General features: G+C 65.1%; 7 protein-coding genes. 5 read left to right on the plus strand and 2 right to left on the minus strand.

Translation table 11 applies throughout. The features are described 5' to 3' along the window. Nucleotides 1-720: 720 nt before the first annotated feature. From JQ639_RS35555 to JQ639_RS20490, 3 genes are all read left to right on the plus strand, one after another. Nucleotides 721-2,730 (plus strand): pentapeptide repeat-containing protein, encoded by a 2,010-nt coding sequence (locus JQ639_RS35555; protein WP_211968107.1) that lies wholly within the window; start codon nt 721-723, stop codon nt 2,728-2,730. A gap of 124 nt (nt 2,731-2,854) precedes the next feature. Beyond that, nucleotides 2,855-4,942: a pentapeptide repeat-containing protein gene (locus JQ639_RS20485; protein ID WP_211968108.1), complete on the plus strand. Its 2,088-nt coding sequence runs from the start codon at nt 2,855-2,857 to the stop codon at nt 4,940-4,942. 45 nt (nt 4,943-4,987) lie between these two features. Next, a complete protein-coding gene (locus JQ639_RS20490) occupies nt 4,988-9,334 on the plus strand; it encodes an NHL repeat-containing protein (protein ID WP_211968109.1) in 4,347 nt (1,448 codons plus the stop codon). A 161-nt stretch (nt 9,335-9,495) separates the two neighbouring features. Here JQ639_RS20490 and JQ639_RS20495 read toward each other — a convergent pair whose 3' ends face one another. Next, nucleotides 9,496-9,879 (minus strand): cell division protein ZapA, encoded by a 384-nt coding sequence (locus JQ639_RS20495; RefSeq protein ID WP_211968110.1) that lies wholly within the window; start codon nt 9,877-9,879, stop codon nt 9,496-9,498. Then, complete coding sequence (locus tag JQ639_RS20500) at nt 9,876-10,202, minus strand: DUF4164 domain-containing protein (RefSeq protein WP_211968111.1); 327 nt, start codon at nt 10,200-10,202, stop codon at nt 9,876-9,878. Before JQ639_RS20500 ends, JQ639_RS20495 begins: the two co-directional genes overlap by 4 nt. 314 nt (nt 10,203-10,516) lie before the next feature. Here JQ639_RS20500 and tkt point away from each other — a divergent pair, with 314 nt between their 5' ends. Beyond that, nucleotides 10,517-12,505 carry a transketolase gene (tkt, locus tag JQ639_RS20505; protein ID WP_211968112.1) on the plus strand — a complete coding sequence of 663 codons (1,989 nt, stop codon included), beginning with the start codon at nt 10,517-10,519 and terminating at the stop codon, nt 12,503-12,505. Nucleotides 12,506-12,684: 179 nt separating this feature from the next. Further along, on the plus strand, nt 12,685-13,692 hold the full coding sequence (gene gap / locus JQ639_RS20510; RefSeq protein WP_211968113.1) for a type I glyceraldehyde-3-phosphate dehydrogenase: 1,008 nt from the start codon (nt 12,685-12,687) through the stop codon (nt 13,690-13,692). The last annotated feature ends 52 nt before the right edge of the window (nt 13,693-13,744 follow it).

Raw genomic sequence — 13,744 nt, forward strand, 5'->3', positions numbered from 1 at the left:
AGCAAGCCGCACGACGGTCGCCCGGCCGACACGCGCAGGCACGCCGACTGAAAACGGCAAGCTGCCCCCCGCGCATGCACGCGATAGCGATGCTGGCAGTCGGCGCCGCCCGATCCGGCCGATCAATGTCATCGCGCCGGAGACACGGCAATGACCCGACACATTCCGCGCCGTGACACGACAAGGACGCTCAACACCGGCCGCCAACAGAATCACACTCAATTTTGAGCATCATCGGCTCAACTAAACGTTTGCCGATTTTTCAGCGATCCACTACTGTTCCCTTACCGATCGACATGTCGGTCATTTTGAAGCGACGCGCGTTTGCGCCTTCGACATCTCTACGCCTTCAGCACGCAAGCCTTTCGATACAGCCCTTTTGATATACGCCTTTTTTAGACGCACCGGCCTTTTGGACAGACCCACCCACCTTTCGACATCGCACCTTTCGACACCTGGCCTTTCCGACATCCCTTTCTGCGAGATGCATCACTGTCTTCGACGGCGACGTCTCTATCTCTTGATCGTTTTTCTTCTCGATTTTTTGACCCGAAACTTTCTCCAAAATAATAAATGCGGTGTGACATGCGCGCAGCGTTATCCTGCTATTTCGGGCACGTGAATCTCGGATATCCGGCGGCTCGAGCAAAGACATTGCTGCCCGCTTTGGCGCACGGCCTCGCCGCATTGCTTTTCTTGCTGTTTTCGCAAGCGGCCGTGATGGCTGACGACGAGCCGACCTTTGCGTTGCGGGTCAAGGCGAAGTGCCCGACATGCGACGTCCAGCGCGCCGTCTTCGCATCGACACCCTGGGTCAACATGAACTTCGCTGGCCAGAATCTGGCCGGCGCGGATTTCAGCAATGCGACCCTGAGCGGCGTGAGCTTTGCCGGCGCCAACCTGTCCGGCGCGAATTTTTCCGGCGCGACCATCAACGACAGCGGCGGCGTGGCAACCGTCTTCACCGGTGCGAACCTGACCAACACCAATTTCACCGGCGCGGTGATGTCGGCCGCGGACATCCAGTACGCGACGCTGAGCTGCACCAACTTCACCAACGCCAACATGTCGGGGGTAATCGCCGGGGCCGCATTGCCGGGCCTCAACAGCGGTTGCGCGCCGGTGTTCACGGGCGCCACGGTGGACTGCAACATCGCCGCGTTCTCGGGCCAGTTGCAGTTGAGCGGAGCGACCATACCTTCGGGGTGCAGTCAGTCGACGCCACAGGCCGCACAGGACAATGTGACCGGCAGTCCGGCCTGGTCGTGCGCCGGCACAACGCCCAGCGGGTTCGACAACTGGACCTATGTCGCCGCCTCGGGCGGCAGTGACAGCAACGCCTGCACATCTGCGGCGCCCTGCGCCAGCATCGCCGCGGCGCTCGCGGCCTGTCCATCCACCGGTTCGTGTGGAGCCCTCGTCTACTATGGCTCCTTCTCGGTCGCGCAGCCGATCGCGCTCGGCCCGAACCGCGCCATCTACGGCGCCTGCCTGAATGCGCCCGCCTCGCCGGACGCTTCGCAATATTATTCGGTCATCACCATGACGACCGCAGGGGCGCCCGTGGTGTCCGCATCAGCCGCGAAACAGTCGGCCCTGTCATTCCTGCACCTCGCGGCCAGCGGCGCCACCGGCAATTCCGGGGTCAGCGTCGGTCTGCAGGCGACGGACGGATCGAGCCTGACACTCAACAGCGTCTCCATCCTGGCGGGCAAAGGCAACGAAGGCGTGTCTGGTGCGAGCGCGACCACGGTCGGGGCAAATGGCGCCGCCGCGAACGGCCAGAACGGCGGCACGAGCACCTGCGGCGCGCAAGGCGGACAAGGCGGCAACGGCCAGGACGGCACGGCCGAACTGAACCCGAAGGGCTTCAAGATCTATCCGACATGCAGCCCGAGCTGTACGGGCACTTGCAGCGGCAGCAACGGCGTTCCTGGCGGCGCCGGGGCGTCGGGCAACTACTCCAACGGGGGGCCGGTCGGCAGTGTCGTCTGCGGCACCAACATCAAATACAACTGCGACGATGGCACGGGACATCCGGGGCAGAGCGGCGCCAACGGCCCTTCTGGTCCCGGCGGCGTCGCCAGCCAGAATGTCACCGGCAACTATACGTCCAGTGGCTGGCAGCCGAGCGTCGGCGGCGCGGGTCAGGCGGGCGGCAACGGCGGCGCGGGCGGTGGCGGCGGCGGTGGCGGCATGTGTGCGGCCAACAGCGTCCCGTTCGAGGAAAATGTCCACTCCGGTCGGGTGGGCGGTGGCGGCGGCGCTGGCGGTTGTGGCGGGCCGGCCGGCGCAGCCGGCACCCAGGGCGGCGCGTCGATGGCGGCGATCCTGGACGCCTCGACCCTCACGGTCACCAATGTCTCCATCACAGGCGGGACAGGCGGACGCGGCGGCAATGGCGGCAGCTCACAAACCGGCGGGCAAGGCGCCGCAGCGGCCGGCGGCGGCGTCAAGAGTGGCGGATACAGCCAGGGCGGACCCGGCGGCGCCGGCGCGCCTGGCGGCAGCGGCGGAGGCGGCGCCGGAGGAAATGGCGGCCCTGCGTTCGGCATCGTCCTGGTGAACGGCGCTGCGGTCACAGGAACGCCGTTCTACTACACCGGCTACAGCGGTGACGTCGGCCTGCCGGGAAGCGCCCCGAACACCGCGAACAACATCCTTCCGGCGCTCGGCGGCGCACAGGGCACCCCCGGCCGCGTCGCGAACACGGCGACGTTCCAGTACTAGCCGCCGGTCCGAAGCTCCCGCATTCCCGCCGCACACGCGCATCGCGACGTCGGGATGCAGGACATCGGAAACGGCCGCCCGCGAAACAAACGACCAGTCTTCAGTTGTCTCGAGAGGGAACGACATGTTTCGTATCTTGCGCGCCGCTGCGATCGTCACCGCGCTGGAAGCGGCAAGCCTGGTCGCGACAGGTCTGGTCGCGGCAAGTTTCGTCGCGGCAAGTCTGATCGCAGCAAGTCTGGCAGGCCCGACGACGGCGCGCGCCGCGCCCGACGAGCCTCCAAACAAGGGGCAGTCCTACACCTGCGACAACGTCTCCAACAGCGGCACGGACTTCACGCACGCCGCCACCGCCGGCCAGAACTACGCAGGACAAAACCTGCGCAACGCCAATTTCAGCGGAACGAACCTGGCCGGCACCGTGTTCGACGGCGCCGACCTCACAGGCGCCAATCTGACAGGCACGACGCTCGGCGCCGCCAACGGGCAGATGACGAGCTTCTCGCAGGCCAATCTGACCAATGCCTGCCTGCAGGGCGCCACCATCCAGGGGACCACGAGCGCCCCCGGCGCCTCGTTCCAGTTCGCCAATCTCACCTGCGCCGCAGTGACCGACAGCGACATCACGGCCGCGGTGTTCGGCCCCGTCATCACGGCGGCGCCGACCGGCGGGGTGTGCCGCACGACGTTCGCCAACACCCGGATGACCTGCGAATTCCTCGCGCAGTGGAATGTGCTCGACCTCAGCTTCGCGGATGTGTCCGCCTGCAAGACCCAGCTCGCCGGACTGAACCTCAGCGGCGCGGTCATGGTTGGGGTCCAATTCCCCTACTACAATCTTGCCCAGACCAATTTCTCGAACGCGAACCTGACAGCGGCGAACTTCTACTCCGCGACGCTGTCCAACGCGCTGTTCACCGCCGCCAATCTCCAGTTCGCGACCCTGAGCTCGGTCGTCGCCAACAGCGCCGACTTCACCGGCCAGGCGCGCCTCTCGGGCGCCACTCTTTCGTATGGGAATTTCGAGAGCGCAAAATTCAACAACGCGGTGTTCGAGGCGTCCAACAAGATCCCCGGCGCGACCATGTCTTTCGGCAACTTCCACAACGCGAACTTCACGCTCGCCGCCATGGTGGGCGTCAACCTGTCGGGCTCCCTGCTCTACGACGGTACGATCATGAGTTCGGCGACGATCCAGAATGCCAATCTCGCCAATACGACCCTCTGGAACCTGGCGCTGCCCAACGCAAAGCTGAGCGGCATCACCTTCGACAATGCCAATCTGATCAACGCCAACCTGTCCGGGGCGACCCTCACCAACAACGGCACATACCGCCCCGCGTCGATGGTGAAGACCAACCTCCAGGGCGTCAACCTGACCAGCGCCAGTCTCGGCGGGGTCAACATGACCAATGCCGCGGTCGCGCTGCAGAGCGGCGTTCCGCTGTTCAAGCAGACGGCCAACGTCTCCGACCTGATCGGCGACCTCAACAAGGGCTGGCTGACGACGGAGCTGGCGCAGATGTTCGAAAGCAACGGCTTCGCACTCAGTGCCTGCGACTCGCCCGGCGTCGCCGTGGTTCAAAAGAACCAGACCTGGAATCTGGCATTGAGACAGAAGAAGCCGGTCGGCCCGTCGGGCGACGCCTATCATGACTTCATCCTGAAAGCAGTCGTCAGCAATTCCGTCGTGACCGGGCTGACCGTCAGCGGATATGCCGATCAGGTGGCGAAGCAGCTGTTTTCGATCGACGGCGACTTCACCGCGGCGCTGAATGCGCAAACCCTTCCGCGCGCGGTCCTCGAGGCCTTCGACTCGGCCCACTACGCCCTGCCGCCGTGCGCCGACCCGACGATCGCGACATTCAAGGTCGGCAACTACTGGACGGTCGCGACCAACGCCAACTCCTATGTCGCGCCGGTCGTCGGCTATACCGGGTTCAAGATCGTCGACACCGGCGGCACGCAACTGCAGGTCTACGGCACCGCGATCACCACCGTCTATCAGGGTGACGACGGACGGCTGCAGTTCACGTCGTTCACGGTGGCGACGACCCGACTGAACGCAGACAGCTTCACGCCGACGACGGTCATGCCGAACGGCAACACCTACGGCGCCAATCTCGCGGCCAACATCAGCCTCGACGACATGCTGACGGCGCCCACGCCACCTCCGCCGCCAACCCGCGCGCCGGGCTCCGCCGGCCATTGATCTTCACAAACCATCCGCCCCACCCCGCTTCGAGGACGACACACCATGGCGCACGAACCGAACCCCACGATCGAAACCCTGCACTTCGACCTCGGATTTCTGCGTCATAGCTATGACAAGCCCTACGTCCAGACGCCGCTCGGCCGTTTCGCCGTCCATCCACACACCGACGCCACCCGTGCGCAGGCCCGGATCGACAACCGCGCCATCGCCAGCATGCCGCAGGCGGCGCTCGCCAAGCTGACCCATTACGCCGTCGGCGTGAAACTGCCGGTGAAAGCCCCCTTCCTGCTGCGCGTTCACAACGACGATGGCGCCAACGGGACCCTGCCGACCCTGTTCGGCGTGAAGATCGTGGTGCCGACCAGGGCCTTGCGGGAGTATCGCCAGAACGACCTCGCGCGCCTGCTGCCGCGCCGCCCCGCCCATGTCGAACTCTTCGGCATGGTGCCGCCTGCGGACAGTGCCGCCGCGGACGACCATCTCGACTTCCTGGCCGACGCGGATCTGGTGATCGATCTGCCGACAACGACGGCTGTGGCGATCGCGTTCTCGTATCCGACGCTGGCCTCGACCAGCAACCAGCACGCGGCCATCATCTCGGATCTGTTCATTGGCCGGTCGAAGGACCTCACCCCGTTCACGACCTATATTCGCAATCTTGGCGAGGCCTCTCAGGACGGAACGGGCTTTGCTGTCATCACCCAACTGAAAGGCGAGGACGGCGCCGCGATCACGCTCAATCCCGCGCTGACCGGTGGCACGCCGAGCGATACCATCATCTGCCAGTACAATCTCAGCCCGGATATCATCGGGACACCGCCCACCAAGACGGCTCCGGCGACGCCGCCCGCGACCCAGACCGCGACAACCCTGATCGATAGCGCGCTTATCGCCATGACCAACGATCCGGGACTGCGCAACAGTCACTGGTCGGTGAATCAGGGCCAGCAGCAGAACCGCTACCATGCGGGCGTCACCGGAAGCGGCGTCGTCAACAAGCAGATGGCCGCGCTGCGGCGGACCGCATCCCGCCGCGCCATGCGCGCGGCCGCCGCCGACCCGGTCGACGCATCGGGCTACGAATTCACCATCAACAACAAGACGCCGGGCCATGGCCTGGACATCGATGACAGCTCGATCACTTTCGACACCACCTCGCAGGTGTTCTCGATCCAGGTCAAGAACACCTTCATGAGAACCCTCGCGACACATATCAAATTCTACGATGTCGACGGCAACGTCATCTCCAACCCGCCAAGCCTCTATCCGAACATTCAGAAGATCTTCACCGAAGCGAAGGAGATGCTGCATCTCGACACCGACGAGGAATTCGTGCGGTTCATTTATTCGGTCTACGCGATCATGGACATTCCGATGCCGTTCGGAGCGACCACGATCGACGTGAAATGGCCGGAGAGCGCGGCAAGCGCGGATCTGCTGTTCGGTGGCCTCGGCATCGGCAAGTGGGACACGACCGCGGACATGCTGGGCCTCCTGGCAACGGTATTGTTCCAGTTCGTGTCACCGGTCATTTTCCTGATCACCGGCGCCTGGGTCACGCACTCGGACTGGTACGAAAAACTGATGAGCGACCCGGCGGTCGTCGCGCTTGTCATCATTCTCGCGGTCTTCCTCGTCGAGCCGATCCTGTATCTGATCGGTTTTGGCCGCTACGGCCTCAACTACGCCATCAACCTGATCGCCAGCAAGCTGGTGGCCATGATCCTGGGCAACGCGGCGAAATACATTACCAAGGCAGCGGTCAAGACGCTGGTCACCGACGGCAGTGAAGTTCTGATCGACTTCTTCGTCTTCAAGATCACGGTCAGCGAGCTCATCGATGCGATCCCGTTCGTCGGCTGGGCGGCCGAGATCGCAGGCGTCGCCGCGACCGGCGGCGCGCTGCTGGAAGCCGGCATCGACATCCTGCAGTCGCCAGCGACTTACACGGTCAACGTCACGCGCCGGCTGGAAGTGGTGGCGACCGTCTCGCCCGACCCGCTTCATGGCACGCTCGAAAACCCGGCGATCTGGCCGACCGAGGCGACCCATTTCAAGGCCGTGCTGCAGTACAAGAACGGCACCGCCTATACGCTGACCGGCGCGCTGCCGGTCGAGCAATCGGAACGATCGGCCCCGATCACCGTGACGTTCGACGACGTGCCGACCGGCGGCGACCTCCAGATTACCTTCGGTGTCTACTCGGACACCAACTGGCTGGCGGGCAACTGGAGCAGCGCCTGGACGCCGGCTGTGCTGCCACCCGGCGCGCAGACGCTGGATATCACCGGCTCGATCATCGAGAATCTGGTCCCGCTGACGATGGATACCCAGTATCTGTTCGATTCGAAGATCGTCTACACCGCGGCGAGCGGACACCAGTGGAGCGCGACGGCACAGCCTTCCGCGGTGATCACCGACCTCAATCCCGACGGCCTCAATGACGTGGTGGCGATTACGTCGAACAACAACGCCTACATGCTCGGCTACACCTGGCAGGCCTCGAACCAGAACGTGCCCGTGCAGGGGACATCCACGCCGACCAACGCCCTGCTCTACACGTTCCAGAACATCAACACCTTGTCGAATCCGGAGGCCGCACTCAAATTCTCGAATGCGGGCTTCTCGGCGACCACGTTCCTCGCCTACGAACAATTCGGCCCTGAGCCGCTGTTCTCGGCGCCGAGCTCGGTTCTGTCTGATCTCGATGATGGCGTGATCGACGCCACCCTGCAGCAGTCGTTCGCCAGCGCCGGCTATCCCCTGCCGACCGACATCTCCACGGTAGCGCTCACGACCGTGCAGTCGACGGTCGAGTGGACGATGACGCTGCCGAACCAGAACGCCCCGACCTACCAGCTCAACCGCCAGTCGGACGGCTCGGTGTGGGTGTATCTGTACCCGACCGATACCGTCGGCCAGAACAACTTCTACCTCGACAGTTCCTCGAACGTTCACCAGTTGCGGGCGGTGACGCTCGACGACACGACGCCGTTCGACATGAACCAGACGCAGACCCACGGCGCCTTCGTGATGCAGACCGTCAACACGGTGGTCGTGCATCCCGCCAACTATGCCATCGCGGTCAGCTTCGGCAACCACCACATGGAAATCGTGCCGATCCTGCAACAGGCGGTCCCGGATGCCGAAGCGGTCGCCGGCATCATCGCCGGCGGCAAGGGCGTCCGGCAAGGCTTGATGCTTGGACCGAAGGCCGTCGCCGTGACACAGGACGGGCGCATCCTAGTGCTCGAAATCATCAACCGGCGCGTCCAGTCGTTCGACATCAACGGCAATCCGGTTCCAAGCTTCGAGATCGCCCGCGTGACGACGCTCGACGCCGGCGACTACGCGGCTGACCTCAATGCGGGATTTGTCAGCGTCCCCCTGCGCAACGCGTTCGCGGCCGCCGGCTACAATCTGTCGCAGCACTGGCAAGTCAGCGCGGGCAACGACCTCGTCGACATCAAGCTCGCCGGTAACGGCCAGCTGCAGCTTTCGCTCAATGGCGGCCCGCTGTCGTCGAGCTGGACGATCACCGACACCGACGGCACGGTCTATGCCGCAGCCCTCGTTCCCGGCGCGATCGAGGTGACCCAGCCGAACAACGCGACGTTCCAGATGCCCTTCGAGGCCAGCGTAGATCTCGACCTCGGCTATCTCGGCGCACGCGGGCTGGCTGCGTTCAAGGCAGCAAGCGTTCCAGTCTCCCAGCAGGCAAGCGTGACCGGCAACGGCCTCTACGTCGCTCCGGCGGACTGCGAAAGCGACCTGACGCAGAACATCGTTCCGCAGGCGGTCACGGACGCGCTTGCGAGCGTGCAGGTGACGCTCCCGGCGGGTCAGAGCGTCATCTCGATTGTCACCAATGACGTTCAGGCCGAAAGCACGGTGTGGGTGATCAACGATGCCGATGCCGACGTCACCTACCAGATCGAGGTCGACGCGGTCGACAACACCAAGCTGCAGGCGATCGAGATCAGCCCCTTCATGTACCTTCATGTCGACGGCAAGCAATCGCCGGTGGCGACAAGCTTCCTGCCCGACGATTTCGAGGCGCTGCGCGCCCAGGCGGAGAACGCGAACGAGAAGTATCTCGACATGGCGACGGAGATGAAAGGCTATATCTACGTGCTCGGCTACTCCGGCTCGGGCGCGCAGCCGTCGAACTACTTCCTCGATATCTACGATCCGCTCGGACGCTGGCTGTCGCGCACGCCGGACACCAAGCTCAACCCGGCGGCGATCGGCGTCAACGCCGGCCGCATCGCCATCGACATGTGGCGCAACCTGTTCACACTCAATTTCGAGGCTATCGCCGGCCCGAACGGACGCGTGGAGCCGTCCGTCAGCATGTGGACGCCATCGACACCAACGGTGCCGAGCTGAGCCACGTCCAGCGGTTCAGTGAGACCGGAGTTGCCGCAAGGTGACGGCTGCCTGCCACGTCCGTGCCCGCCGGGCACGGACGGAATGCAGCGGATCGCAAGTTGAAATGACTGGTCGCACCGTTCGACGCGCGACGCATTCCACAGGAATGCGCCGTGAGATCAGCCGATCGCGACGCCGCCGCCGAGCGTGCGGTTGAGCGTCTGCGTCATCTTTTCCAGCCGCTCGGCAGCCGAGTTCAGCGCCAGCGCGATCGCCGACTGTGTCGCCTTGGCGCGCTCGCCGGCGGCGAAGCGGGCGTCCTGCAACCCGTTCATCTCGTCCTCGAGACGCATGATGCGCTGGTTGGCGTCGAGCAGTTCGTCCGCGAGCATCAGCGCCGACATCACGGTGAGCCTGGAATCGCCGATCTCGCCGAACTTGCCGCGCAGGCTGGTGATGCGGCTTTCCAGGCTTTCGGCGAGCTGCAGCAGCCGCCGCTCCTGGCCCTCCTCGCAGGCCATGCGATATTGCCGGCCGTTGATGGTGACGCTGACGTGGCTCATGTCGCTTCTCCATTGCCGAGCACCGTGCGGATGGTCGCTATCGCGGTATCGAGCCGCTGCGACACCTCGCGGTTGGTGCGCTCCAGCTCGCGCGTGCGCACCAGCGAACCATCGAGCTCGTTGGCGAGGCGCGAACGGTCGGTGCCGAGCGCCTGGATCCGGGCGGCGAGCTCATCCTCGTCGCGATCGGCCTCCCGCCGCCGTTCCACCGCGGCCTCCAGGGCGTCGAGCGCCGCGGCGAGCCGGCGCGTCGCCGCCTCGACCTCGTTGGGCCCGTTGGCGGCATCGGAACCGGCAAAGCCGGAGGGTGGACGGTCGATCATCAGTTCCCCGAAACAGACTGACCCGCAATCCAACCGGGGCGCAGATGCTGCAAAGGCCGCAAAAACCGCACCTCGGCAAAGATTTAGGCGTCAAAATTTACAAACTACCGCAACCGAGCGCAATGCGACCGGCGAACTATGCACCGCTATCGGCGGAACTCGGCGGGGGACTTCAGCGTCGAAAGGCTGTGAGTGCTTGGACTCGACGGATGCAGGTGCTATTCCCCCGGTTCCTGCAGAGGTTTCCCCCTCCGGGCGGCTGAAATCTCCGCCATCTGCGACGTTTTCGCACAATTTCAGACAGGCTGGTGCCCATGACTTCCGTCGATCATTCCCGTTTGGCCAATGCGATTCGCGCCCTCTCCATGGACGCCGTGGAAAAGGCCAAGTCCGGCCATCCGGGGCTGCCGATGGGCGCCGCCGATGTCGCGACGGTCCTGTTCACCGAGTTCCTGAAATTCGACGCCGCCGACCCGGCCTGGCCGGACCGTGACCGGTTCATCCTGTCGGCCGGCCACGGCTCGATGCTGCTCTATGCGCTGCTCTACCTCACGGGCAGCCCGAAGATGACACTCGACCAGATCAAGAACTTCCGCCAGCTCGGCTCGCTGACCCCGGGCCACCCGGAAAACTTCATGACTCCGGGCGTCGAGACCACCACCGGCCCGCTCGGCCAGGGCGTCGCCACCTCGGTCGGTTTCGCGATGGCGGAACGGCTGCTGGCCGCCGAGTTCGGCGACGGCCTCGTCGACCACCACACCTACGTGCTGTGCTCGGACGGCGACCTGATGGAAGGCATCAGCCAGGAGGCCATCGCGCTTGCCGGTCACCTCAAGCTGTCCAAGCTGATCTTCCTCTATGACGACAACGGCATCTCGATCGACGGCCCGCTCAGCCTCGCCGACAGCGTCGACCAAGTCGCGCGCTTCAAGGCCTGCGGCTGGAACGCGGAACGGATCGACGGCCATGACCACAAGGCAATTGCCGCCGCGATCCAGCGGGCCAAGGCCTCGGATCGCCCGACGCTCGTCGCCTGCAAGACCACGATCGGCTTCGGCGCCCCCAAGAAGGCCGGCACCTCGAAGGCCCATGGCGAGCCGCTCGGCGCCGAAGAACTGGCCGGCGCCAAGAAGGCGCTGGGCTGGGACTACGGCCCGTTCGAGATCCCCGACGACGTGCTCAACGCCTGGCGCGCCGTGGGCAAGCGTGGCGAGGCCGCCCGCGCCGACTGGCACAAGCGCTTCGACGCCATCGCGGCCGGCCCGCGCGGCGAATTCCAGCGCCGTGTCATCGACCGCAAGCGTCCGGCCTCGCTCGACGCCGTCGTGGCGAAGCTGAAGGAAAAGCTCGTCGCCGATGCGCCGACCGTCGCGACCCGCAAGGCCAGCGAGATGGCGCTGGAGGTTCTGGTTGCCGAGCTGCCCGAGCTGCTGCTCGGCTCTGCCGACCTGACGCCGTCCAACAACACCCGCACCAAGGACCTCAAGGAGATCGGCCCCGGCCACTTCAACGGCCGCTACATCCACTACGGCATCCGTGAACTCGGCATGGCCGCGGCGATGAACGGCATCTCCCTGCATGGCGGCTACGTGCCGGCCGGGGGCACCTTCCTGTGCTTCACCGACTACGCACGCCCGGCGATGCGCGTCGCCGCGCTGTCGCACACGCAGGCCGTCTACGTCATGACCCATGACTCGATCGGCCTCGGCGAGGACGGCCCGACCCACCAGCCGGTGGAGCATCTCGCCGCACTGCGGGCGATCCCGAACATGCGCGTCCTGCGTCCGGCCGACGCGGTCGAAACTGCTGAGTGCTGGCAGATCGCGCTGGAGCGCACCAACGGCCCGACCGTGCTGGCGCTGTCGCGCCAGAACCTGCCGCCGCTGCGCCACAAGGCGGATGCGACCAACCTCAGCGCCGCGGGCGGCTATGAACTGGTCGCCGCAGACGGCGAAGCCGAGGTTTCGCTGTTCGCGTCGGGCTCGGAAGTATCGATCGCGGTCGATGCCCAGAAGCTGCTGGCCGGCCGCGGCATCAAGGCCCGCGTGGTCTCGGTGCCGAGCCTGGAACTGCTGCTGGCGGCTGAAGAAAGCGCCAAGACCCGCGTCATCGGCAAGGCGCCGGTCAAGGTCGGGATCGAGGCCGCCGTGCGCTTCGGCTGGGACGGCGTGATCGGCGCCGACGGTATCTTTATCGGCATGCATGGCTTCGGCGAGAGCGCCCCGGCCAAGGACCTCTACAAGCACTTCGGCATCACCGCCGAGGCGACCGTCGAGGCCGTGGCCAAGCGCCTCGGACGCTGACCCTTTTACCCCGGCGGCCACACGGCCCGCCGGGGCGTTCCCACCCCGTCCAGCGGCCCCTCCCAGGGCGGGTAACCCTTCCGGCCATTGGCAATCATTACACATTGCAACGGGGGGCCATTCGGGGCAAAAACCGCCCCACGTGACGCTTTTTTGAACAATCTTGAGGAGATCAGTGAATGGCAATCCGGGTCGCGATCAATGGGTTTGGCCGTATCGGCCGCAACGTGCTGCGGGCGATTTATGAAGCCAACCGCACCGATATCGAGGTCGTTGCGCTGAACGATCTCGGCCCGGTCGAAACCAATGCCCACCTCCTCCGCTTCGACTCGGTGCACGGTCGCTTCCCCGGCGAGGTCAAGGTCGAGGGCGACTCGATCGATCTCGGCCGCGGCAAGATCAAGGTCACCGCGGTGCGCGATCCCTCGACCCTGCCGTGGAAGGAGCTCGGCATCGACATCGCGCTGGAGTGCACCGGCATCTTCACCGCCAAGGACAAGGCCTCGGCCCACCTGACCGCCGGCGCCAAGCGCGTGCTGGTCTCCGCCCCGGCCGACGGCGCTGACGCCACCATCGTCTACGGCGTCAACCACCAGACCCTGACCAGGGACCATCTCGTGGTCTCGAACGGCTCCTGCACCACCAACTGCCTCGCGCCGGTGGCCAAAGTGCTGCACGACACCGTCGGCATCGAGACCGGCTTCATGACCACGATCCATGCCTATACCGGCGACCAGCCGACGCTGGACACCATGCACAAGGATCTCTACCGCGGCCGCGCCGCGGCGATGTCGATGATCCCGACCTCAACCGGCGCCGCCAAGGCGATCGGCCTCGTGCTGCCGGAACTCAATGGCAAGCTCGACGGCGTCTCGATCCGCGTGCCGACCCCGAACGTCTCGGTGATCGACCTCAAGGTCGTGACCAAGAAGGCCACCACCAAGGAAGAGATCAACGAAGCGATGAAGCGGGCCGCCGCCCAGGAGCTCAAGGGCATCCTCGGCGTCACCAGCCACCCCAATGTTTCGATCGACTTCAACCACGATCCGCACTCCTCGACCTTCGCCTTTGACCAGACCAAGGTGCAGGGCGGCACGTTCGTGCGCGTGCTGTCGTGGTACGACAACGAATGGGGCTTCTCGAACCGCATGGCCGACACCGCGGTCGCGATGGGCAAGCTGCTCTGATCCTCAAGATGTCCGGCGGTGGCGCGAGCCCCGCCGGACATTTTCATTTTCC

Origin of the sequence: Bradyrhizobium sp. U87765 SZCCT0048 (genome assembly GCF_018131225.1) — a bacterium.
Taxonomy (GTDB): domain Bacteria; phylum Pseudomonadota; class Alphaproteobacteria; order Rhizobiales; family Xanthobacteraceae; genus Bradyrhizobium_A.